The organism is Burkholderiaceae bacterium (genome assembly GCA_024235995.1).
Taxonomy (GTDB): Bacteria; Pseudomonadota; Gammaproteobacteria; order Burkholderiales; family Burkholderiaceae_C; genus Ottowia.
The window spans coordinates 200,289-220,833 of record JACKLI010000001.1 but is presented as its reverse complement, the minus strand read 5'-3'; the positions used below and the strand labels follow the sequence as shown (position 1 = coordinate 220,833).

The 20,545-nt window shown below is 68.3% G+C and carries 27 protein-coding genes, 1 tRNA gene and 1 pseudogene; 28 read left to right on the top strand and 1 reads right to left on the bottom strand.

Features of this window, described 5'->3' with window-relative positions:
* Positions 1–13 precede the first annotated feature (13 nt).
* The 3 genes from H6927_01110 (at position 14) to ubiA (ending at position 2,707) form a co-directional block, all read left to right on the top strand.
* Entirely contained in the window at positions 14–679 is a 666-nt protein-coding gene (locus tag H6927_01110) for a hypothetical protein (protein ID MCP5216698.1), read from the top strand.
* A gap of 104 nt (positions 680–783) precedes the next feature.
* Positions 784–1,731, top strand: coding sequence for a LysR family transcriptional regulator (locus H6927_01105; protein ID MCP5216697.1), 948 nt, complete (start codon positions 784–786; stop codon positions 1,729–1,731).
* A 100-nt stretch (positions 1,732–1,831) separates the two neighbouring features.
* Positions 1,832–2,707, top strand: coding sequence for a 4-hydroxybenzoate octaprenyltransferase (ubiA, locus tag H6927_01100; protein ID MCP5216696.1), 876 nt, complete (start codon positions 1,832–1,834; stop codon positions 2,705–2,707).
* Positions 2,708–2,876: 169 nt separating this feature from the next.
* Here the strand turns inward: ubiA and H6927_01095 are convergent, their stop codons facing one another.
* Positions 2,877–3,710: a pyrroline-5-carboxylate reductase gene (locus H6927_01095; GenBank protein ID MCP5216695.1), complete on the bottom strand. Its 834-nt coding sequence runs from the start codon at positions 3,708–3,710 to the stop codon at positions 2,877–2,879.
* Between the two features lie 67 nt (positions 3,711–3,777).
* Here H6927_01095 and glpK point away from each other — a divergent pair, with 67 nt between their 5' ends.
* The 25 genes and pseudogenes from glpK (at position 3,778) to H6927_00970 (ending at position 20,523) form a co-directional block, all read left to right on the top strand.
* Positions 3,778–5,319: a glycerol kinase GlpK gene (gene glpK, locus H6927_01090; protein ID MCP5216694.1), complete on the top strand. Its 1,542-nt coding sequence runs from the start codon at positions 3,778–3,780 to the stop codon at positions 5,317–5,319.
* 61 nt (positions 5,320–5,380) lie between these two features.
* On the top strand, positions 5,381–6,988 hold the full coding sequence (locus tag H6927_01085) for a glycerol-3-phosphate dehydrogenase/oxidase (GenBank protein MCP5216693.1): 1,608 nt from the start codon (positions 5,381–5,383) through the stop codon (positions 6,986–6,988).
* 164 nt (positions 6,989–7,152) lie between these two features.
* Positions 7,153–7,521, top strand: coding sequence for a 50S ribosomal protein L14 (rplN, locus tag H6927_01080; protein ID MCP5216692.1), 369 nt, complete (start codon positions 7,153–7,155; stop codon positions 7,519–7,521).
* A 15-nt stretch (positions 7,522–7,536) separates the two neighbouring features.
* A complete protein-coding gene (rplX, locus tag H6927_01075) occupies positions 7,537–7,854 on the top strand; it encodes a 50S ribosomal protein L24 (protein MCP5216691.1) in 318 nt (105 codons plus the stop codon).
* 8 nt (positions 7,855–7,862) lie between these two features.
* Complete coding sequence (gene rplE, locus H6927_01070) at positions 7,863–8,402, top strand: 50S ribosomal protein L5 (protein MCP5216690.1); 540 nt, start codon at positions 7,863–7,865, stop codon at positions 8,400–8,402.
* A 10-nt stretch (positions 8,403–8,412) separates the two neighbouring features.
* Entirely contained in the window at positions 8,413–8,718 is a 306-nt protein-coding gene (gene rpsN, locus H6927_01065) for a 30S ribosomal protein S14 (GenBank protein ID MCP5216689.1), read from the top strand.
* Between the two features lie 19 nt (positions 8,719–8,737).
* Positions 8,738–9,133: a 30S ribosomal protein S8 gene (gene rpsH, locus H6927_01060; protein ID MCP5216688.1), complete on the top strand. Its 396-nt coding sequence runs from the start codon at positions 8,738–8,740 to the stop codon at positions 9,131–9,133.
* Positions 9,134–9,145: 12 nt separating this feature from the next.
* Complete coding sequence (rplF, locus tag H6927_01055) at positions 9,146–9,679, top strand: 50S ribosomal protein L6 (GenBank protein ID MCP5216687.1); 534 nt, start codon at positions 9,146–9,148, stop codon at positions 9,677–9,679.
* Between the two features lie 11 nt (positions 9,680–9,690).
* Positions 9,691–10,056 carry a 50S ribosomal protein L18 gene (gene rplR / locus H6927_01050; protein MCP5216686.1) on the top strand — a complete coding sequence of 122 codons (366 nt, stop codon included), beginning with the start codon at positions 9,691–9,693 and terminating at the stop codon, positions 10,054–10,056.
* 17 nt (positions 10,057–10,073) lie between these two features.
* Positions 10,074–10,595: a 30S ribosomal protein S5 gene (gene rpsE, locus H6927_01045; GenBank protein MCP5216685.1), complete on the top strand. Its 522-nt coding sequence runs from the start codon at positions 10,074–10,076 to the stop codon at positions 10,593–10,595.
* A gap of 11 nt (positions 10,596–10,606) precedes the next feature.
* Positions 10,607–10,792 (top strand): 50S ribosomal protein L30, encoded by a 186-nt coding sequence (gene rpmD, locus H6927_01040; GenBank protein ID MCP5216684.1) that lies wholly within the window; start codon positions 10,607–10,609, stop codon positions 10,790–10,792.
* A 12-nt stretch (positions 10,793–10,804) separates the two neighbouring features.
* Entirely contained in the window at positions 10,805–11,236 is a 432-nt protein-coding gene (gene rplO / locus H6927_01035) for a 50S ribosomal protein L15 (GenBank protein ID MCP5216683.1), read from the top strand.
* 30 nt (positions 11,237–11,266) lie between these two features.
* A complete protein-coding gene (secY, locus tag H6927_01030; protein ID MCP5216682.1) occupies positions 11,267–12,586 on the top strand; it encodes a preprotein translocase subunit SecY in 1,320 nt (439 codons plus the stop codon).
* 99 nt (positions 12,587–12,685) lie between these two features.
* On the top strand, positions 12,686–12,799 hold the full coding sequence (gene rpmJ / locus H6927_01025; protein MCP5216681.1) for a 50S ribosomal protein L36: 114 nt from the start codon (positions 12,686–12,688) through the stop codon (positions 12,797–12,799).
* A 42-nt stretch (positions 12,800–12,841) separates the two neighbouring features.
* Entirely contained in the window at positions 12,842–13,207 is a 366-nt protein-coding gene (rpsM, locus tag H6927_01020; protein ID MCP5216680.1) for a 30S ribosomal protein S13, read from the top strand.
* An 18-nt stretch (positions 13,208–13,225) separates the two neighbouring features.
* Positions 13,226–13,630 carry a 30S ribosomal protein S11 gene (rpsK, locus tag H6927_01015; GenBank protein MCP5216679.1) on the top strand — a complete coding sequence of 135 codons (405 nt, stop codon included), beginning with the start codon at positions 13,226–13,228 and terminating at the stop codon, positions 13,628–13,630.
* Positions 13,631–13,762: 132 nt separating this feature from the next.
* Positions 13,763–14,386 carry a 30S ribosomal protein S4 gene (gene rpsD, locus H6927_01010; protein MCP5216678.1) on the top strand — a complete coding sequence of 208 codons (624 nt, stop codon included), beginning with the start codon at positions 13,763–13,765 and terminating at the stop codon, positions 14,384–14,386.
* A gap of 113 nt (positions 14,387–14,499) precedes the next feature.
* Positions 14,500–15,492, top strand: a complete 993-nt coding sequence (gene rpoA / locus H6927_01005) for a DNA-directed RNA polymerase subunit alpha (GenBank protein MCP5216677.1) — start codon at positions 14,500–14,502, stop codon at positions 15,490–15,492.
* Positions 15,493–15,597: 105 nt separating this feature from the next.
* Positions 15,598–15,984, top strand: coding sequence for a 50S ribosomal protein L17 (gene rplQ / locus H6927_01000; protein ID MCP5216676.1), 387 nt, complete (start codon positions 15,598–15,600; stop codon positions 15,982–15,984).
* 25 nt (positions 15,985–16,009) lie between these two features.
* A tRNA-Met gene (locus H6927_00995) sits at positions 16,010–16,086 on the top strand.
* A 251-nt stretch (positions 16,087–16,337) separates the two neighbouring features.
* On the top strand, positions 16,338–17,999 hold the full coding sequence (locus H6927_00990) for a cbb3-type cytochrome c oxidase subunit I (protein ID MCP5216675.1): 1,662 nt from the start codon (positions 16,338–16,340) through the stop codon (positions 17,997–17,999).
* Positions 17,989–18,606: a cbb3-type cytochrome c oxidase subunit II gene (locus H6927_00985; protein ID MCP5216674.1), complete on the top strand. Its 618-nt coding sequence runs from the start codon at positions 17,989–17,991 to the stop codon at positions 18,604–18,606. The genes H6927_00990 and H6927_00985 overlap by 11 nt, the downstream gene beginning before the upstream one ends.
* A gap of 60 nt (positions 18,607–18,666) precedes the next feature.
* Positions 18,667–19,266, top strand: coding sequence for a c-type cytochrome (locus H6927_00980; protein MCP5216673.1), 600 nt, complete (start codon positions 18,667–18,669; stop codon positions 19,264–19,266).
* Positions 19,267–19,291: 25 nt separating this feature from the next.
* Positions 19,292–19,942, top strand: a complete 651-nt coding sequence (locus H6927_00975; protein ID MCP5216672.1) for an SCO family protein — start codon at positions 19,292–19,294, stop codon at positions 19,940–19,942.
* Positions 19,939–20,523 (top strand): annotated as a pseudogene (locus tag H6927_00970) (hypothetical protein). Before H6927_00975 ends, H6927_00970 begins: the two are co-directional and overlap by 4 nt.
* Positions 20,524–20,545 lie beyond the last annotated feature (22 nt).

Below are 20,545 nucleotides of genomic sequence, written 5' to 3'. Positions count from 1 at the left end.
GAAGGAGATCGTCATGAAACTCAGTCTTTTCGCCCTGGCCGCCGTGATGGCCCTGGGCGCCGCCGTGAGCGGCTGCGCGGCCACGCAACCCGCCGCCCCGCACGCGGCCATGGCCAGCAGCGCGGCCAGTGCCGCCACTGCGCCCAAGCTGCACGCCGCCATGCGCGGGCTGTGGCAGGGCCACATCGCCGCCACGCGCGACTACGCATTGGCCGTGCACGGGGGCAACGCCGCGGCCCAGCAAAAGGCCGAAGCCGCCGTGATCGACAACGCCAGGCAGATCGCGGGGGCCGTGGGAGGCTTCTACGGCGCGGCGGCCGACGACGCGACGCTGAAGGCGCTGGGCGGCCACTGGGCCGGCGTGAAGGCGCTGACGCTGGCGGCCAAGGCCCACGACGCGGCGGCCGAGCAAAAGGCCATGGACGAGCTGGCGGCCAACGCCACGGCCATCGCGCAGTTCTTTGCCGGCGCCAACCCGCAGAACTGGACCGTCGGCCAGCTGCAGGGCGCGCTGCTGATGCACGCGGGCGACCACCGCCAGCAGGTCGGCGCCATGATGGCGGGCGCGCCGGCCGCGCAGCAGGCCCAGCTGTGGACCGACATGCAGCACCACATGGACATGATCGCCGACGTGCTCTCGGACGGGCTGGCCAGGCAGTTTCCGGACAAGGCCAGCTGACGCGTCGGGCCGGGTTGGGCCACGGCCTCGGTGTCCCACCGAGGCCGTTTTCACATGGGCAGATGCTGGCGTATCCTTGACGCCGGCATTCCAACCCCGACACCGTGACCCTTACAGAACTGAAATACATCGTGGCCGTGGCCCGCGAGAAGCACTTCGGCAAGGCTGCCGAGGCCTGCTTCGTCTCGCAGCCCACGCTGTCGGTGGCGGTCAAGAAGCTGGAGGACGAGCTGGAGCTCAAGCTGTTCGAGCGCAGCAGCGGCGAGATCACCGTCACCGCGCTGGGCGAGGCGATCGTGCGCCAGGCCCAGAGCGTGCTGGAGCAGGCGGCCGAGATCAAGGAGATCGCCAAGCGCGGCAAGGACCCGCTGGGCGGTCCGCTCAAGCTGGGCGTGATCTATACCATCGGCCCCTACCTGCTGCCCGAGCTGGTGCGCCGCAACATCGAGCGCACGCCGCAGATGCCGCTGATGCTGCAGGAGAACTTCACCGCACGTCTGCTGGAGATGCTGCGTACCGGTGAGATCGACTGCGCCATCCTGGCCGAGCCCTTTCCCGACACCGGCCTGGCCGTGGCGCCGCTGTACGACGAGCCCTTCGTCGCCGCCGTGCCCGTGGGCCACCCGCTGGCGGCGCAGGCGTCCGTCACCTCGCAGCAGCTGCAGGGCCAGACCATGCTGCTGCTGGGCACCGGCCACTGCTTTCGCGACCACGTGCTGCAGGTGTGCCCCGAGTTCGCGCGCTTCGCCAGCGCCGCCGACGGCATCCGCAAGAGCTTCGAGGGCTCGTCGCTGGAGACCATCAAGCACATGGTGGCCGCCGGCATGGGCGTGACCCTGGTGCCCGCGCTGGCCGTGCCCGCGCCCGACGTGCACGGCACCGAGCCGCTGCTGCGCTACCTGCCCGTGGTGGACGAGCACGCCGGCGCCGCCCCGCCCACCCGCCGCGTGGTGCTGGCCTGGCGGCGCAGCTTCACGCGCTACGAGGCCATCGCCGCGCTGCGCAACGCCGTCTATGCCTGCGAGCTGCCGGGCGTCACCCGCCTGTCGTGAGGGCCGGCGGCGGCGCACGTGACAAGGGCGCCATGGATTTCAAGCAAAATCAACCTCTAGACCGTATACAACAAGCGCTATCAGCTATCGTTTTCATTGCATGACCGCCTCCGCCCCGTCCCGCGGCAAGCTCGCCCAATACCTCGACCTGATCCGCTGGAGCCGCCCCGCCGGCTGGCTGGTGCTGCTGTGGCCCACACTCAGCGCGCTGTGGCTGGCGGCGGGCGGCTTTCCGGGCTGGCACCTGCTGGCGGTGTTCGTGGCCGGCACCATCCTCATGCGCTCGGCCGGCTGCTGCGTCAACGACGTGGCCGACCGCGAGTTCGACCGCCACGTCAAGCGCACCGCCAGGCGCCCCGTCACCACGGGCGAAGTCGGCGTGCGCGAGGCCCTGGCCGTGGGCGCCGTGCTGGCGCTGGCTGCCTTCGGCCTGGTGCTGACCACCACGCCGGCGGCCATCGCCTGGTCGTTTCCGGCGCTGGCCATCGCCCTCGTCTATCCCTTTGCCAAGCGCCACGTGTCCATGCCGCAGGCCGTGCTGGGCGTGGCCTTTTCCTTCGGCATTCCGATGGCCTACGCGGCGGTGCAGGGCCGGGTGCCGCCCGAAGCCTGGATCCTGCTGCTGGGCAACGCCTTCTGGGTGCTGGCCTACGACACCGAATACGCCATGGTCGACCGCGACGACGACCTGAAGATCGGCATGAAGACCTCGGCCATCACCCTGGGCCGCTTCGACGTGGCGGCGGTGATGGGCTTTTACGTCGTCTATCTGGCCGTGTGGCTGGCCGTCGGCGTCGCCCGCGCGCCGTCGCCCATCCTGGTTGCGGCCTTTGCCCTGGCCGCCGCGCAGGCCGCGTGGCACTACACGCTGATTCGCCACCGCACGCGCGAGGGCTGCTTTACCGCCTTCAGCCAGAACCACTGGCTGGGCGCCACGGTGTTTGCCGGCATCGCGCTGGCATTGGCCGTGCGCTGAAGCGCGCTCAGAAGGTGTGAATGAATCCGGCGTGCCCGAGCAGGCTGCCCAAACGTGGCCGATCAAGGCGCAAAGCGCAGACGTAGCTTGGGCTACGGCGAGCATTTGCAACGCCGAGCGGGCGCGTTTGGGCGGGATGAGCGGGCATGACGGGTTCGTTCACGCCTTCTCAGCCCCCGAACTCGTCGCCCAGCTCCTTGGCGCGCTGGCAGGCCGCGTGCATGGCCTGCACGAAGGCGGCCTTGACGCCGGCCTGCTCCATGGCCGTCAGCGCGGCGTAGGTGGTGCCACCCTTGCTGGTCACGCGCTCGCGCAGGGTGGCCAGCGGCTCGGGCGATGCGCCGGCCAGGTGCGCGCCGCCGGCAAAGGTGCCCACGGCCAGCTGGCGGGCCTGCTCGGGCGACAGGCCCAGCTCGGCGCCGGCCTGCTGCATGGCCTCCAGAAAGTAGAAGACATAGGCCGGGCCCGAGCCCGACAGGGCGGTGACGGCGTCCAGCTGTTCCTCGCGCTGCACCCACAGCGCGTCGCCCGTGGTGCGGATCACCGTCTCGGCCAGCGCGCGGTCGGCGTCGCTGGCGGCGGGGCCGGCAAACAGCCCCGTCATGCCGCGCCCCACCAGCGCCGGCGTGTTGGGCATGCAGCGCACGATGCGGGCGGCGCCGGTGGCGCGGGCGATGGCGTCCGAGCGGATGCCGGCCATCACCGACAGCTGCAGCGCGCCGCCCACGTGCGGCGCCACCGGCGCGGCGGCGGCCTGAAAGCTCTGCGGCTTGACGGCCCACACCAGCAGGTCGCTGCCGGCCAGCGCAGCGCTGGCGGCCGGCAGGGCTTCGATGCCATGGTGCTCGCGCAGCGCGGCGCGCGCGGCCTCGAAGGGCTCGACCACGGTGATCTGCGCCGCCGGCAGCCCGCGCTGGATCAGCCCGCCGAGGATGGCGCTGGCCATGTTGCCGCCGCCGATGAAGGCGATGCGGGTGGAGGGGGGCAGGGGGCTGGCTGACATGGCGGGTCGATGCGGTTCAGGTTTGCCCGCAGTGTAGGCGCAAGGCCCTTGCGCTACGCTTGCCGCCATGCGATACATCCTTGCACTCGACCAGGGCACCACCAGCAGCCGCGCCATCGCCTTCGACGAGCGCGGCCAGGTGGCGGCGCTGGCGCAGCGCGAGTTCGCGCAGCACTTTCCGCAGCCCGGCTGGGTGGAGCACGACGCCGACGAGATCTGGGCCACGCAGCTGGCCGTGGCGCGCGAATGCATGCAAAAACTGGCTACAGCCCGGGCGGGTCATGCCCAATCAGCTCCCGAAATAGTAGCAATCGGCATCACCAACCAGCGCGAGACCACGGTGCTGTGGGAGCGCGCCACGGGCCGCCCGGTGGCGCGCGCCATCGTCTGGCAGGACCGGCGCACCACGGCGCGCTGCGAGCAGCTGCGCCGCGCCGGCCAGGCGGGCCTCATCCAGCGCAAGACCGGGCTGGTGCTGGATGCGTACTTCTCGGCCACCAAGCTCGAATGGCTGCTGGACGAGGTGCCCGGCGCCCGCGCGCGCGCCGAGGCGGGCGAGCTGGCCTTCGGCACCGTCGACAGCTGGCTGATCTTCAAGCTCACGGGCGGCCGGGTGCACGCCACCGACCCCAGCAACGCCGCCCGCACCCTGCTGATGGACATCCACACGCTGGACTGGGACGATGAGCTGCTGCGGCTGTTCCACATCCCGCGTGCGCTGCTGCCGCGCATCGTGCCCTCCAGCGGCGTGCTGGGCGAAAGCGCGGCCGGGCTGCTGGGCGCGGCGCCGATCCCGATCGCCGGCGTGGCCGGCGACCAGCAGGCCGCCACCTTCGGCCAGGCCTGCTTTGCGCCCGGCATGGCCAAGAACACCTACGGCACCGGCTGCTTCATGCTGATGAACACCGGCACGCAGGCCGTGGCCAGCCGCAACCGCTTGCTCAGCACCGTCGGCTGGCAGGGGCCGGGCGCGGCGGGAGCGCACCGCACGGCCTACTGTCTTGAAGGATCGGTGTTCATGGCCGGCGCCACGGTGCAGTGGCTGCGCGACGGCCTGGGCATCATCGACAGCGCCGCCGCCATCGAGCCCCTGGCCGCCAGCGTGCCCGACACCGGCGACGTCTTTTTGGTGCCCGCCTTTGCCGGCCTGGGCGCGCCCGACTGGGACGGCCGCGCGCGCGGCACCCTGGTGGGCCTGACGCGCGGCAGCACGCGCGCGCACATCGCCCGCGCCGCGCTGGAGGCCATCGCCCTGCAGTCGGCCGACCTGTTCGGCGCCATGGTGCGCGACGCCGGCATCCAACTGACCGAGCTGCGCGTGGACGGCGGCGCCAGCCGCAACGACCTGCTGATGCAGATGCAGGCCGACTTGGCTGGCGTGCCCGTGGTGCGCCCGCGCGTGACCGAGACCACCGCCCTGGGCGCGGCCTACCTGGCCGGGCTGGCCACCGGCGTGTGGTCGGGCGGCGGCGAGATCGCGGCGCAGTGGGCGGTCGACCGGCGCTTCGAGCCCCAGCTGTCCGAGCCGGCGCGGCGCCAGCGCGTGGCCCGCTGGCGCGAGGCGGTGGCGCGTGCGCGCGGCTGGGCGCGTGAAGGCCATGCGGCATAAAATCAGGGCTTGCCCCGGCCAACCAAGCGCTGGCAGCTATTAAAAACATAGTTATCGACGGATGAACCCAGCCCCCTTGCCCACCGACCGCGCCGCCCTGCTGGCGCAACTGGACGCGCCGCGCCGCTACGACCTGGCCGTGGTCGGCGGCGGCGCCACCGGCCTGGGCGTGGCGCTGGACGCCGCCCTGCGCGGGCACAGCGTGCTGCTGGTGGAGGCGCACGACTTCGCCAAGGGCACCTCCTCGCGCGCCACCAAGCTGGTGCACGGCGGCGTGCGCTACCTGGCGCAGGGCGACATCCACCTGGTGCGCGAGGCGCTGCACGAGCGCGTGCACATCCTCGACAGCGCGCCGCACCTGGCGCAGCCGCTGGCCTTCGTCATGCCCTCCTACAAGCTGTGGGAGACGCCGTTCTACGGCGTGGGCCTGAAGATGTACGACCTGCTGGCCGGCCGCGCCGGCCTGGGCGCCACCCAATGGCTGGGCGCGGGGCAAACGCAGCGCCTGCTGCCCGGCGTGCAGCCGCAGGGCCTGAAGGGCGGCGTCAAGTACTGGGACGGCCAGTTCGACGACGCCCGCCTGGCGCTGGCGCTGGCGCGCACGGCGGCCGCGCAGGGCGCGCTGGTGCTGAATTACTGCGAGGCGCTGGAGGTGCTGCACGACGCCGGCCAGGCCGTGGGCCTGCGCCTGCGCGATGCCGAGAGCGGGCGCGAATGGCGCGTGCAGGCCGGCTGCATCGTCAACGCCACCGGCGTGTGGGTCGACACCCTGCGCCAGCAGGACGCGCAACAGGCCGGGCAAAAGCTGGCGCCCATGGTCGAGCCCAGCCAGGGCGTGCACGTGGTGGTCGACCAGAGCTTTCTGCCCGGCGAGCACGCCCTGCTGGTGCCCAGCACGCGCGACGGCCGGGTGCTGTTTGCCGTGCCCTGGCTGGGCAAGCTCATTTTGGGTACCACCGACACCCCGCGCGGCGACGTGCCGCTGGAGCCGCGCCCGCAGGCGTCCGAGCTGGACTTCATCCTGACCGAGGCCGCGCGTTACCTGAAGCGAGCGCCCACCCGCGCCGACATCCTCAGCAGTTGGGCCGGCCTGCGCCCGCTGGTGCGCCCGGGGGGCGACGCCGGCAGCACCAAGTCCATCAGCCGCGAGCACACGGTGCGTGTGGCGCGCTCGGGCCTGGTCACCGTGACGGGCGGCAAGTGGACCACCTACCGCGCCATGGCCGAGGACGTGCTGGCCCACTGCGTGGACAGCGGGCGGCTGGCCGCGCGCGGCCCCTCGCGCACGGCGGGGCTGAAGTTGGTGGGCGCCCCGGCCGAGGGCAGCCGGCCCGTGGCCCCCGTGCCCATCAGCCAGCCGCAGGGCCTGCACTCCTACGGCGCCGAGGCGCCCCTGCTGGCCGGCCTACCCGGCGCCGGGCGCGAACTGGCCCCCGGCCTGACCGAGGCCATGGTGCGCTTTGCCGCGCGCCACGAATACGCGCGCACGGTCGAGGACGTGCTGGCGCGCCGCTGCCGCCTGCTGTTTCTGGACGCCGCGCAGGCCGCCCGCGCCGCCCCCGCCGTGGCCGCCGTGCTGCAGGACGAGCTGGGGCGCGAGCCGGCGCAGGCGTCGTTTGAATGGTTGGCTGCGGCCTATGCCCAACAGGGCGCAACCGGCAGCGCTTGACCGGCCTTTGAAAATCGGTCATAATCGCCGGCTTCGCCAATACTGGCGGAAGAATTTCAGCCCCGCGAAAGCACTGGGCGCTCTTTTTGAGGGCGCACGGCGCTGGGCCCAAGACTGATCCGGCTCGATCCTCGAGCCGGGTGCAAGTTGGGAAACATTGAACAATGATCCAGACTGAATCCAGGCTCGAGGTCGCCGACAACACCGGCGCCAAGTCCGTCATGTGCATCAAGGTGCTGGGCGGTTCCAAGCGGCGTTACGCCAGCGTGGGCGACATCATCAAGGTGAGCGTGAAAGAGGCCGCCCCGCGCGGCCGCGTCAAGAAGGGCGAGATCTACAGCGCCGTCGTGGTGCGCACCGCCAAGGGCATCCGCCGCGGCGACGGCTCGCTCATCAAGTTCGACGGCAACGCCGCCGTGCTGCTCAACAACAAGCTGGAGCCCATCGGCACCCGCATCTTCGGCCCGGTCACGCGCGAGCTGCGCACCGAGCGCTTCATGAAGATCGTGTCGCTCGCTCCCGAAGTCCTGTAAGGAAAGGCGCGAGACATGAACAAGATTCGCAAGGGCGATGAGGTGATCGTGATCGCCGGGCGCGACAAGGGCAAGCGCGGCACGGTGTCGCTGCGCGTGGACGCCGATCGCGTGCTGGTCGACGGCATCAACCTCGTCAAGAAGCACGCCAAGCCCAACCCCATGAAGGGCATCCAGGGCGGCATCGTCGAGAAGGCCATGCCGATCCAGCAGTCCAACGTGGCCATCTACAACAAGGCGAGCGGCAAGGCCGATCGCGTCGGCATCAAGACCCTGCAGGACGGCACCCGCGTGCGCGTGTTCAAGTCCAGCGGCGAAGAGATCAAGGCCTGAGGTTCACCATGGCACGACTGCAACAACACTACCGCGAAAAAGTGGCGCCCGAGCTGATCAAGAAGTTCGGCTACAAATCGCCCATGGAGGTGCCGCGCATCACCAAGATCACGCTCAACATGGGCGTGAGCGAGGCCGTGGCCGACAAGAAGATCATGGACAACGCCGTCGCCGACCTGACCAAGATCGCCGGCCAGAAGCCCGTCGTCACCAAGGCCAAGAAGGCCATCGCCGGCTTCAAGATCCGCGAGCAGCAGGCCATCGGCACCATGGTGACCCTGCGCGGCGCGCGCATGTACGAGTTTCTCGACCGCTTCGTCACCGTGGCGCTGCCGCGCGTGCGCGACTTCCGCGGCATCTCGGGGCGCTCCTTCGACGGCCGCGGCAACTACAACGTGGGCGTCAAAGAGCAGATCATCTTCCCCGAGATCGAGTACGACAAGGTCGACGCCCTGCGCGGCCTGAACATCTCCATCACGACGACGGCCAAGAACGACGAGGAGTGCAAGGCGCTGCTCGCGGGCTTCCGTTTCCCGTTCAAGAACTGAGGGTGAACCCGTGGCAAAAACCGCTTTGATCGAGCGCGAACTCAAGCGCGAGAAACTGGTCGCCAAGTACGCCAAGAAGCATGCCGAGCTGAAGGCCATCGCCAACGACGCCAAGCGTGGCGATGACGAGCGCGCGCAGGCCCGCCTGGCGCTGCAGAAGCTGCCGCGCAACGCCAACCCGACGCGCCAGCGCAACCGCTGCGAAATCACCGGCCGCCCGCGTGGCACGTTCCGCCAGTTCGGCCTGGGCCGCGCCAAGGTGCGCGAGCTGGCGTTCGAGGGCCAGATCCCCGGCGTCACCAAGGCCAGCTGGTAATCGGCAGGAGTAAAGCAACATGAGCATGAGTGATCCCATTGCCGACCTGCTGACCCGCATCCGCAACGCGCAGATGGTGGCCAAGCAGACCGTGTCGGTGCCGTCGTCCAAGGTCAAGGTGGCCATTGCCCAGGTTCTGAAGGACGAGGGCTACATCGACGGTTTCCAGGTCAAGTCCGAGGCCGGCAAGTCCGAGCTCGAAATCGCCCTCAAGTACTACGCCGGCCGCCCGGTCATCGAGCGCATCGAGCGCGTCAGCCGTCCCGGCCTGCGCGTGTACAAGGGCCGCGACGCCATTCCCCAGGTCATGAACGGCCTGGGCGTGGCCATCGTCACCACCCCCCGCGGCGTGATGACCGACCGCAAGGCGCGTGCCACCGGGGTCGGCGGCGAAGTGCTGTGCTACGTGGCCTAAGGAGAAATTCAGATGTCGCGTATCGCAAAAATGGGTGTGTCCGTGCCGGCTGGCGTGGACGTCAAGATCGGTGACGAGCAGATCACCGTCAAGGGCAGCGGCGGCGAGCTGAAGCTGGCCACCAACCCGCTGGTCAAGGTCGCCGCCAACGGCGCCAACCTGAGCTTCGTGCCGGCCGACGAATCGCGCGAGGCCAACGCCATGAGCGGCACCATGCGCCAGCTGGTCAACAACATGGTGGTGGGCGTGAGCAAGGGCTTCGAGAAGAAGCTGAACCTGGTCGGCGTGGGTTTCCGCGCCCAGGCCCAGGGCAACAAGCTCAACCTGTCGATCGGTTTTTCGCACCCCGTCAACTTCGACATGCCGGCCGGCCTGAAGGTCGAGACCCCGGCGCCGACCGAGATCGTCGTCAAGGGCGCCGATCGCCAGGCCGTCGGCCAGATGGCTGCCGTGATCCGCGCCGCTCGTCCGCCCGAGCCCTACAAGGGTAAGGGCATCCGCTATGCGGACGAGAAGGTGGTGATCAAGGAAACCAAGAAGAAATAAGGACCTGCATCATGATGACCAAGAAAGAGCAGCGTCTTCGCCGTGCCCGCCAGACGCGCATCCGCATCGCGACGCAAGGCGTGGCCCGCCTGACCGTCAACCGCACCAACCTGCACATCTACGCCGCCGTCATTTCCGGCGACGGCGCGCGCGTGCTGGCCAGCGCTTCCACGGCCGAAGCCGAGATGCGCAAGCAGCTGGGCGGCGCGGGCAAGGGCGCCAACGTGGCGGCCGCGCAGGTGATCGGCAAGCGTATCGCCGAGCGTGCCAAGGCCGCCGGCGTCGAGCAGGTGGCGTTCGACCGCGCCGGTTTTGCGTATCACGGCCGCGTCAAGGCGCTGGCCGAGGCAGCCCGCGAAGCGGGCCTGCAGTTCTGATTGCGAGGACGGACAAGATGGCAAGGTTTCAGGCAAGAACGCAAGGTGACGGTCCGGAGGACGGCCTGCGCGAGAAGATGATTTCGGTCAACCGCGTGACCAAGGTGGTCAAGGGCGGCCGGATTCTGGGTTTTGCCGCGCTCACCGTGGTGGGCGATGGCGATGGCCGTGTCGGCATGGGCAAGGGCAAGTCCAAGGAAGTGCCCGCCGCCGTGCAGAAGGCCATGGACGAGGCGCGCCGCAACCTGCGCAAGGTCTCGCTCAAAGACGGCACCATCCACCACAACGTGACGGGCCACCACGGCGCCGCCACCGTGATGATGGCGCCCGCGCCGCGCGGCACCGGCATCATCGCCGGCGGCCCGATGCGCGCGGTGTTCGAGGTGCTGGGCATCACCGATATCGTGGCCAAGAGCCACGGCACGTCCAACCCCTACAACATGGTGCGTGCCACGCTGGATGCGCTGAACAACTGCACCACGGCCTCCGAAGTGGCGGCCAAGCGCGGCAAGTCGGTCGAAGACATCTTCACCGCCTGAGGAGTGATGGCATGACACAGCAAACCAAGACCGTCAAGGTCCAACTGGTGCGCAGCCCCATCGGCTGCAAGATGGACCACCGCGCCACCGTGCGTGGCCTGGGCCTGCGCAAGCTCAACAGCGTGCGCGAGCTGCAGGACACGCCCGCGGTGCGCGGCATGATCAACAAGATCGACTACCTGGTCCGCATCGTCTGAGGAATTTGCGAGATGGAACTCAACAGCATCAAACCCGGTGACGGCGCCAAGCGCCCGCGCCGCCGCGTCGGGCGCGGCATCGGCTCCGGCCTGGGCAAGACGGCCGGCCGCGGCCACAAGGGCCAGAAGTCCCGTTCGGGCGGCTACCACAAGGTCGGCTTCGAAGGCGGCCAGATGCCCATGCAGCGTCGCCTGCCCAAGCGCGGTTTCAAGTCGGCCTCGCTCAAGTACAACGCCGAGATCACTCTGGGTGAGCTCGACCGCCTGGGCCAGGCCGAGGTGAACCTGCTCACGCTCAAGCAGGCGGGGCTGGTGCGCGAGCTGGCCCGCGTGGTCAAGGTCATCAAGAGCGGCGAGCTGACCCGTGCCGTCAAGCTGACGGGCATCGGCGCGACGGCGGGTGCCAAGGCGGCCATCGAGGCGGCCGGCGGCGCGCTGGCTTGATGCCGGCCCATCAGAAAGCGATCGACTGACGTGGCTACTGGCGCAAACCAAGTCGCAAAGACAGGCAAGTACGGCGATCTGCGCCGCCGCCTGTTCTTTTTGCTGGGCGCGCTGGTCGTGTACCGGATCGGCGCGCACATTCCCGTGCCTGGCATCAACCCGGACCAGTTGCGTCAACTGTTCCAGAGCCAGCAGGGCGGCATCCTGAACCTGTTCAACATGTTCTCGGGCGGGGCGCTGTCGCGCTTCACCGTGTTCGCGCTGGGCATCATGCCGTACATTTCGGCGTCGATCATCATGCAGTTGATGACCTACGTCATGCCCGCGTTCGAGGCCCTCAAGAAAGAGGGCCAGTCCGGGCAGCGCAAGATCACCCAGTACACCCGCTACGGCACGCTGGGCCTGTCCACGTTCCAGTCCTTCGGCATCGCCGTCGCGCTGGAGGCCTCGCAGGGCCTGGTCATCAGCCCGGGCTGGGGCTTTCGCCTGACGGCGGTGGTCAGCCTGACGGCGGGCAGCCTGTTTCTGATGTGGCTGGGCGAGCAGATCACCGAGCGCGGCCTGGGCAACGGCATCTCGATCCTGATCTTCGCGGGCATCGCGGCCGGCCTGCCGGGCGCCGTGGGCGGCCTGATGGAGCTGGTGCGTACGGGTGCCATGAGCATCATCGTGGCACTGTTCATCGTCGCCGTGGTGTGCCTGGTGACCTATTTCGTGGTGTTCGTCGAACGCGGCCAGCGCAAGATCCTGGTCAACTACGCGCGCCGCCAGGTGGGCAACAAGGTGTACGGCGGGCAATCGTCGCATCTGCCGCTCAAGCTGAACATGGCCGGCGTGATTCCGCCCATCTTCGCTTCGTCGATCATCCTGCTGCCGGCCACGGTGGTGGGCTGGTTCAGCACCGGCGACTCGATGCTGTGGCTCAAGGACATCGCCTCCACGCTGTCGCCGGGCCAGCCGATCTACGTGCTGCTGTACGCCACGGCGATCATCTTCTTCTGCTTCTTCTACACGGCGCTGGTGTTCAACAGCCGCGAGACCGCCGACAACCTGAAAAAGAGCGGGGCGTTCATTCCGGGCATTCGTCCGGGAGAGCAGACCGCCAAGTACATCGACAAGATCCTGATGCGGCTGACGCTGGTGGGCGCCATCTACGTGACGCTGGTCTGCCTGCTGCCCGAGTTCCTGATCTTGCGCTACAACGTGCCGTTCTACTTCGGCGGCACCTCGTTGCTGATTCTGGTGGTGGTCACCATGGACTTCATGGCCCAGGTGCAGAACTACATGATGAGCCAGCAGTACGAGTCGCTGCTCAAGAAGGCCAATTTCAAGACCACCGTTGGCGGCTGAGCGCCGGTGTCGAGAAAAGATTATTGGTTTGCCAACGTCAACATGAATGCCGTCCCGCTGGGCCAAAGGCCTCGGGCACAAGGGTTTTAGGAGAATGAAATGAGAGTGTCAGCTTCGGTCAAGAAAATTTGCCGTAACTGCAAGATCATCCGTCGCAAGGGTGTGGTTCGCGTCATCTGCACCGACCCGCGTCACAAGCAGCGCCAGGGCTGAGCCCCGCTTGCCGGTCAGATAGTTCAAGAGGACATACCCACCATGGCACGTATTGCTGGTATCAACATTCCGCCGCATCAGCACACCGAAATCGGCCTGACGGCGATCTTCGGCATCGGCCGTCAGCGCGCGCGCGACATCTGCGACGCCTGCGGCATCGCCTACTCCAAGAAGGTCAAGGACCTGACGGACGGCGACCAGGAAAAGATCCGCGACCAGATCGCCAAGTACACGATCGAGGGCGACCTGCGCCGCGAGACCACGATGAACATCAAGCGCTTGATGGACATCGGCTGCTACCGGGGTTTCCGCCACCGCCGCGGCCTGCCGATGCGCGGCCAGCGTACGCGCACCAACGCACGCACGCGCAAGGGTCCGCGCAAGGCCGCGCAGTCGCTGAAGAAATAATCAAGGAACCGTTCAAACATGGCCAAAGCTCCCGCCAGCAACGCCGCGCAACGCGTTCGCAAGAAAGTCCGCAAGAACATCGCGGACGGCATTGCGCACGTGCACGCGTCGTTCAACAACACCATCATCACCATCACCGACCGCCAGGGCAACGCCTTGTCGTGGGCGTCCTCGGGTGGCCAGGGTTTCAAGGGCTCGCGCAAGTCCACGCCGTTCGCCGCCCAGGTGGCGTCCGAAGTGGCCGGCCGCGCGGCCATCGACCAGGGCATCAAGAACCTGGACGTCGAGATCAAGGGCCCCGGCCCTGGCCGCGAGTCCTCGGTGCGCGCCCTGGCCGCGCTGGGCATTCGCATCAACTCCATTTCCGACGTGACGCCGGTGCCGCACAACGGCTGCCGTCCGCAGAAACGCCGCCGGATCTGATAACGACGGGTCGACACGGCATGGCTTCGCATGCCGTCCTTGTGTTTTTTAAGCCCACCGCCGCAGGCATTCGGTTCTGCGGCTCCCACGGCGGAAACGGCCGTGGCAGATGACATGTAAAAGGAAGCTCACGTGGCACGCTATCTCGGCCCCAAGGCCAAACTCTCCCGCCGTGAAGGCACCGACCTGTTCCTGAAGAGCGCGCGCCGCTCGATCACCGACAAGGTCAAGTTCGAATCCAAGCCCGGCCAGCACGGCCGCACCTCGGGCCAGCGAACCTCCGACTACGGCCTGCAGCTGCGCGAGAAGCAGAAGGTCAAGCGCATGTACGGCGTGCTGGAGAAGCAGTTCCGCCGTTACTTCGCCGAGGCCGAGCGCCGCCGCGGCAACACCGGCTCCAACCTGCTGTCGCTGCTGGAGTCGCGCCTGGACAACGTGGTCTACCGCATGGGCTTCGGCTCCACCCGCGCCGAGGCGCGCCAGCTGGTGTCGCACAAGGCGGTCACCGTCAACGGCCAGCCGGTCAATATCCCGTCGTACTTGGTCAAGGCCGGCGACGTGGTGGCCGTGCGCGAGAAGTCCAAGAAGCAGACGCGCGTGCTCGAGGCGCTGCAACTGGCCGGCCAGGTGGGTTTCCCGGGCTGGGTCGAGGTCAATGCCGACAAGGCCGAAGGCACGTTCAAGAAGGTGCCGGACCGCGACGAGTTCGGCGCGGACATCAACGAGTCGCTGATCGTCGAACTGTACTCGCGCTGATTCTTGCGCGCCCGTCGACGCACCCAGTTCCAGCCCGCCATCCCTGGCGGGTTTGGCGCTTCACCAGCCTTACCGGTGTAACGAGCCGGGGGTATTGAGAGGAAGTCTGAAGAATGCAAAGCCAATTGCTGAAACCCAAAGCCATCCACGTCGAGCCCTTGAGCGAGCACAAGGCCAAGGTCACGCTCGAGCCCTTCGAGCGCGGCTATGGGCACACCCTGGGCAACGCCCTGCGCCGCGTGCTGCTGTCGTCCATGGTGGGCTACGCGCCCACCGAGGTGACGATCGCCGGCGTGGTGCACGAATACTCCAGCATCGACGGCGTCCAGGAGGACGTGGTCAACATCCTGCTCAACTTGAAGGGCGTGGTGTTCAAGCTGCACAACCGCGACGAGGTCACGCTCAGCCTGCGCAAGGACGGCGAGGGCGTGGTCACCGCGGCCGACATCCAGACGCCGCACGACGTCGAGATCGTCAACCCGCAGCACGTCATCGCCAACCTGTCGCAAGGCGGCAAGCTGGACATGCAGATCAAGGTCGAGAAGGGCCGCGGCTACGTGCCCGGCACGCTGCGCCGCTACGCCGACGAGACCACCAAGTCGATCGGCCGCATCGTGCTCGACGCCTCGTATTCGCCGGTCAAGCGCGTCAGCTACGCGGTCGAGAACGCGCGCGTCGAGCAGCGCACCGACCTGGACAAGCTGGTGATGGAGATCGAGACCAACGGCGCCATCACCGCCGAGGAGGCGGTGCGCGCGTCGGCCAAGATCCTGGTCGAGCAGCTGGCGGTGTTCGCGCAGCTCGAAGGCCCGGCGATCGACGGCCTGTTCGAGCCGACCGCCCAGCGCGCCCCGACGACGTTCGACCCGATCCTGCTGCGTCCGGTCGATGAGCTGGAGCTGACGGTGCGCTCGGCCAACTGCCTGAAGGCCGAGAACATCTACTACATCGGCGATCTGATCCAGCGCACCGAGAACGAGCTGCTCAAGACCCCCAACCTGGGCCGCAAGTCGCTCAACGAGATCAAGGAAGTGCTGGCCTCGCGCGGCCTCACCCTGGGCATGAAGCTCGAAAACTGGCCCCCGTCGGGTCTGGACAAGCGCTGAAAGCTATTGGTTTCATAGTAGCCGCCCATCCTCGGGCGGCGTTTCGTGCACCAGGCCGTACCTGATCCGGCGGCCTGCACAACAAGGCAAGAAAGGAAAAGCACCATGCGACACGGTCACGGCCTGCGCAAACTCAACCGCACCAGCTCGCATCGCCTGGCGATGCTGCGCAACATGATGAACTCGCTGATTGCCCACGAGGCGATCAAGACCACGGTCCCCAAGGCCAAGGAACTGCGCCGCGTGATCGAGCCCATGATCACCCTGGCCAAGAACGACAGCGTGGCCAACCGCCGCCTGGCCTTTGCCCGCCTGCGCGACGACGCCAGCGTGGCCAAGCTGTTCACCGACCTGGGTCCGCGCTTCAAGGCCCGTCCGGGCGGCTACACGCGCATCCTGAAGATGGGCTTTCGCGTCGGCGACAACGCACCGATGGCCTTCGTTGAGCTGCTGGATCGCCCCGAAGCGGGTGACGAGCCCAAGGCCGAATAAAAATAGGTTATAATTTCAAGCTTGCCGCGCGATGGAGCAGTCTGGTAGCTCGTTGGGCTCATAACCCAAAGGTCGGAGGTTCAAATCCTCCTCGCGCAACCAGGTTTTTGATCAAAAAGCCGCCTTCGGGCGGCTTTTTCTTTGGCCGCGCCAGGGCTTGCCGCAGCGATGATTGCGTGGAAACCCTGCTGCCAGCCATGCCTTGTCCCACGTCAAGATGACAAGCTTGCGCAGCTGGGGCATAAACGGGCACCGCGCCCGACGGGGCTGTCGTCAACACCGGGCCTCGAGCGGGCCAGCGCGTTGCCGATGGCCCGCCCAGGGCGCATGTCTCACCACCATAGGAAGCCGCCATGGACAGCGCCATTCTGAGTTTGCTGGGTGCCTTCTTGCTATCGATCATCGGGCTCTTTGTCTTCATCTGGTCGTTGCGCAAGGGGCTGTTGATGGAGAACCCCAAGGCCGCGGCGACGATCTTCGCCCGCGGCGAGGTCGGCAAGGCGGACGACCCGGCGCTGGGCGAGCAGGCGCAGGGGCGCTTCCAGCAGGCGGTGACCGCCGCGCACGGCGAGGGCGAGGGCGAGGCCGAGGACCCGCAGGACATCGAGCAGCGCGTGGAGGCCGACAACTCTACGGCGTTTCCGGTCTTCATGTTCATCGCCTTCGCCTGCATGTGGCTGCTGCTGGGCTCCATCGCCGGCCTGACGGCGTCGCTCAAGCTGCACTGGCCCGACTGGCTGGTGTCCGACGCGTGGATGACCTTCGGCCGCATCCGCACCATCCACCTAACGGCCGTGCTGTACGGCTGGATCACCAACGCGGCGCTGGGCATCATCGTCTGGCTGCTGCCGCGCCTGCTGCGCACCCGCCTGCACGGCCCGATGTGGGTGATGATGGGCGGCGCGCTGATCAACGTCGGCATCGCCAGCGCCATTGGCGCCATCGGCTCGGGCTGGACGGCGGGCATGGAGTACCTGGAGATCCCGTGGCAGATCGGCATCTTCCTGGTGGCGGGCTTCGTCTGCATCATCGGCTCGGTGCTCTACACCCTGGTCAACCGCAAGGTCGAGTCGCTGTACGTGAGCGTCTGGTACCACGTGGCGGCGCTGCTGTGGATCTCGCTGCTGTTCATCGTGGCCAAGCTGCCGGGCGTGCACTTCGGGGTGGAGCAGGCCACGACCAACTGGTGGTACGGCCACAACGTGCTGGGCCTGTGGTTCACGCCGGTCAGCATCGGCGCCATCTACTACTTCCTGCCCAAGGTGATCGGGCGGCGCGTGCGCTCGTACAACCTGTCGCTGCTGGGCTTCTGGACACTGGCCTTCTTCTACGCCCAGGTGGGCGGCCACCACCTGGTGGGCGGGCCGGTGCCGGGCTGGCTGATCACGCTGTCGATCGTGCAGAGCATGATGATGATCATCCCGGTCATCGCGTTCTCCATCAACATGGCCGGCACCATGTGGGGGCGCATGCACCTGGCGCGCTACTCGCCCACGCTGCGCTTCATGATGTTCGGCGGCTTCATGTACATGCTGTCGTCGCTGCAGGGCTCGTTCGAGGCGCTGCGCAGCGTCCAGCAGGTGGCGCACTTCACCCACTTCACGGTGGCGCACGCGCACCTGGGCGCCTACGGCTTCGTCACCATGGTGCTGTTCGGCGCCATCTACTTCATGCTGCCGCGCGTGCTGCACTGGGAATGGCCGTACCCGCGCCTGATCTCGCTGCACTTCTGGCTGGCGGCCATCGGCATCGGCATCTACTTCGTCTTCCTGACCTACGGCGGCTGGCTGCAGGGCCTGGCCATGCTGGACGCCAGCAAGCCCTTCATCGAGTCGGTGCGGGTGACGATTCCCTACCTGGAGTGGCGCAGCGTGGGCGGCTCGCTGATGGTGCTCAGCCACCTGATCTTCGTTGGCCACTTCCTGGCCATGGTGCTGCGCTTCGGCCCGTCGCGCACCGGGGCCGCGCTGTTCGCGCCCGCGCAAGCCAAGCTGGAGATGGCCCATGGAAAATGAAGTCAAGCTGACCGCCGGTGCCATGGTCACCCTGGGCATCGCGGTGTCCGCCCTGATCGTGATGCCCTACATCCAGGTGAGCGACGTCAAGCCGCCCGAGGGCCTCAAGCCCTACACCAGCGCGCAGCTGCGCGGGCGCAACGTCTACATCGCCAACGGCTGCGTGTACTGCCACAGCCAGCAGCCGCGCGACCGCAGCTTCGCCCCCGCCGACGCCGAGCGCGGCTGGGGCCGGGTCTCGGTGCCGGGCGACTACTACTACGACAACCCGCACCTGCTGGGCAGCATGCGCACCGGGCCCGACCTGTTCAACATCGGCGTGCGCCAGCCCAGCATGGACTGGAACCTGGGCCATCTCTACCAGCCGCGCGCCTACGTGCCGGGCTCGATCATGCCCTCGTACCCCTTCCTGTTCGAGGTCAAGGACAAGGCCGACCCGGACGAGGTGGTGGTCAAGCTGCCGCCCGACTACCAGCCGCAGAACAAGGTGGTGGTGGCCAGGCCCGAGGCGGTGGACCTGGTGAAATACCTGCAGGGGATGAACCACACCTACCCCATCCTGCCGCCCGAGCCCAAGGGCGGTGCGGCGCCCAAGGCCGGCCAATGACGTGAGCCCAGGCCGCCGCTGCCCCCGGCGGTCCCGCCCCAAGCCAGAGGAGTCCCATCCATGTCCGAACATCACGACAGCATGCGCGCCCAGGAGCGCGAGAACGTCGACCCCGAGGAGCGCATCCGCCCCATCCCGCTGGCCGCGGTGCTGGTCACGCTGGGCATGGTGGTCTTCGGCGTGCTCTACATCTTCCTGTCCGAGCCGCTGACCAACTCCCGCTACGGCGACGAGCGCACGCTGGCCGACCTGGCGGGGCCGCAGCCGGGCGCCGCCGGCGGCAAGGTCGACGGCAAGGCCATCTTCGCGGCCCAGTGCGCCGCCTGCCACCAGGCCACGGGCAAGGGCCTGCCGGGCGTGTTTCCGCCGCTGGACGGCTCGGAATGGGTGCAAGGCGAGCCGCGCATCGTGGCCAACATCCTGCTGCACGGCATCACGGGCGAGATCGAGGTGGAAGGCCAGAAGTTTTCCGGCCAGATGCCCTCGTTCCATCAGCTGAGCGACGCCGAGCTGGCCGGCGTGGCCAGCTACGTCCGCGGGGCCTGGAGCAACAAGTCCGAGCCCATCGAGGCCAGCGTGTTCGAGGCCGAGCGCAAGGCCGGCGCCGCGCGCACCACGCCGTTCGAAGGCGGGGCGGCGCTCAAGGCGCTGATGAAGTAGGCCGCGGACACTGCCGGAGCGCAGCATGTGGCGCACCCTCGTTGCCAGCGCCTTGCTCGTCCTGTGCGGCTGGAGTGCCGCCGCCTGGCTGACGCACGGCTTCCAGGTCTGGACCGACGAGGGCGCGCGCCGCCTGGAGGTGGCCCTCCAGCCCGTGGCCGCGCCGCGCGTCGTGGCGCAAGGCCCGGACGTGGGCGAGCTGGAGCTGCCGCAGCTGCTGGCCCGGCACGGCGGTGTCACCATCGTCGACTTTTTCTACACCCGCTGCCTCACCGTGTGCCGCACCCTGGGCGGCAGCTTTCAGCAGCTGCAGGATGCGCTGCTGGCCGACGCCCGGGCCGGCCAGCCCGGCGGCGTGCGCCTGCTGTCGATCAGCTTCGACGGCGCGCACGACGACCCGGCGGCGCTGAAGACCTACGCCCAGGGCCTGAAGGCGCAGCCCGGGCTGTGGCGCTTCGTGCGCGTGCCCGACGCGGCCCAGCAGCAGGTCCTGCTGCGCAGCCTGGGCGTGGTGGTGGTGCCCGACGGCCGCGGCGACTTCGAGCACAACGCCGCGCTGCTGGTGTTCGACGCGCGCGGACGGATGGTGCGCGTGTTCGACCTGGCGGAGCAGCAGCTGGCGCTGGACTACGCCCGCCACCTGGCGCGCCAGGGCGAGCACAAGGACTTGCTGTGAACGCACGCGCCCAGGCCCTCGTCGGCGCGGCCCTGCTGGCAGTGCTGGCTGTTGCGCCCGTGCGCCACGCCATGGAAGCCGGCATGTGGCGCCACATGATGCTGCAGTTTCTGCTGTGGATGGCGGCCGGCGCGCTGCTGGCGGCGGCCTTACCGGCGCGCACGCGCGCGCTTGTCGCGCGCTGCAACGCGCATGGTATCGCCGGGCTGCTGGGGGTGGCGCTGGCGCTGGCGGTGCTGATGGTGCCGCGCGTGCTGGACCTGGCTCTGCTGCGCCCCGAAGTGGAAGGGGCCAAGCTGGCCGCGCTGCTGCTTGCGGGCGCCGCGTTGCGCCTGTCCTGGCGTCCGGCAGGGCTGGTGCTGCAGTTTTTCTTTTTGGGCAACGTACTGCCCATGATGGCGGTGGTGGGCTCGCTCTACGTCGACTCGCCGCTGCGCCTGTGCAACGCCTATCTGCTGGACGACCAGGTGCGCCTGGGCCAGTGGCTGATCGGCGTAGCCGCGTTAATCGCTGCGGTCTGGCTGACCTGGGTGGGGTGGCAGCAGGTGCGCCGCGAGAACCTGGCACGCGCGGCCGCGGTGGCCGCGGTGCGGGCCGCCTCGG

What these genes read in the sequence shown, in the direction of transcription:
- H6927_00990 (MCP5216675.1), top strand. Translation starts at nt 16,338, where the DNA reads ATGGACAGCGCCATTCTGAGTTTGCTGGGTGCCTTCTTGCTATCGATC.
- rpmD (MCP5216684.1), top strand. Translation starts at nt 10,607, where the DNA reads ATGACACAGCAAACCAAGACCGTCAAGGTCCAACTGGTGCGCAGCCCC.
- H6927_00975 (MCP5216672.1), top strand. Translation starts at nt 19,292, where the DNA reads ATGTGGCGCACCCTCGTTGCCAGCGCCTTGCTCGTCCTGTGCGGCTGG.
- rplQ (MCP5216676.1), top strand. Translation starts at nt 15,598, where the DNA reads ATGCGACACGGTCACGGCCTGCGCAAACTCAACCGCACCAGCTCGCAT.
- H6927_01095 (MCP5216695.1), bottom strand. Translation starts at nt 3,710, where the DNA reads ATGTCAGCCAGCCCCCTGCCCCCCTCCACCCGCATCGCCTTCATCGGC.
- rpoA (MCP5216677.1), top strand. Translation starts at nt 14,500, where the DNA reads ATGCAAAGCCAATTGCTGAAACCCAAAGCCATCCACGTCGAGCCCTTG.
- rplO (MCP5216683.1), top strand. Translation starts at nt 10,805, where the DNA reads ATGGAACTCAACAGCATCAAACCCGGTGACGGCGCCAAGCGCCCGCGC.
- rplX (MCP5216691.1), top strand. Translation starts at nt 7,537, where the DNA reads ATGAACAAGATTCGCAAGGGCGATGAGGTGATCGTGATCGCCGGGCGC.
- ubiA (MCP5216696.1), top strand. Translation starts at nt 1,832, where the DNA reads ATGACCGCCTCCGCCCCGTCCCGCGGCAAGCTCGCCCAATACCTCGAC.
- rplR (MCP5216686.1), top strand. Translation starts at nt 9,691, where the DNA reads ATGATGACCAAGAAAGAGCAGCGTCTTCGCCGTGCCCGCCAGACGCGC.
- glpK (MCP5216694.1), top strand. Translation starts at nt 3,778, where the DNA reads ATGCGATACATCCTTGCACTCGACCAGGGCACCACCAGCAGCCGCGCC.
- H6927_00985 (MCP5216674.1), top strand. Translation starts at nt 17,989, where the DNA reads ATGGAAAATGAAGTCAAGCTGACCGCCGGTGCCATGGTCACCCTGGGC.
- rpsM (MCP5216680.1), top strand. Translation starts at nt 12,842, where the DNA reads ATGGCACGTATTGCTGGTATCAACATTCCGCCGCATCAGCACACCGAA.
- H6927_01110 (MCP5216698.1), top strand. Translation starts at nt 14, where the DNA reads ATGAAACTCAGTCTTTTCGCCCTGGCCGCCGTGATGGCCCTGGGCGCC.
- rpmJ (MCP5216681.1), top strand. Translation starts at nt 12,686, where the DNA reads ATGAGAGTGTCAGCTTCGGTCAAGAAAATTTGCCGTAACTGCAAGATC.
- rpsK (MCP5216679.1), top strand. Translation starts at nt 13,226, where the DNA reads ATGGCCAAAGCTCCCGCCAGCAACGCCGCGCAACGCGTTCGCAAGAAA.
- H6927_01085 (MCP5216693.1), top strand. Translation starts at nt 5,381, where the DNA reads ATGAACCCAGCCCCCTTGCCCACCGACCGCGCCGCCCTGCTGGCGCAA.
- rplN (MCP5216692.1), top strand. Translation starts at nt 7,153, where the DNA reads ATGATCCAGACTGAATCCAGGCTCGAGGTCGCCGACAACACCGGCGCC.
- rpsE (MCP5216685.1), top strand. Translation starts at nt 10,074, where the DNA reads ATGGCAAGGTTTCAGGCAAGAACGCAAGGTGACGGTCCGGAGGACGGC.
- rplF (MCP5216687.1), top strand. Translation starts at nt 9,146, where the DNA reads ATGTCGCGTATCGCAAAAATGGGTGTGTCCGTGCCGGCTGGCGTGGAC.
- H6927_00980 (MCP5216673.1), top strand. Translation starts at nt 18,667, where the DNA reads ATGTCCGAACATCACGACAGCATGCGCGCCCAGGAGCGCGAGAACGTC.
- rplE (MCP5216690.1), top strand. Translation starts at nt 7,863, where the DNA reads ATGGCACGACTGCAACAACACTACCGCGAAAAAGTGGCGCCCGAGCTG.
- rpsH (MCP5216688.1), top strand. Translation starts at nt 8,738, where the DNA reads ATGAGCATGAGTGATCCCATTGCCGACCTGCTGACCCGCATCCGCAAC.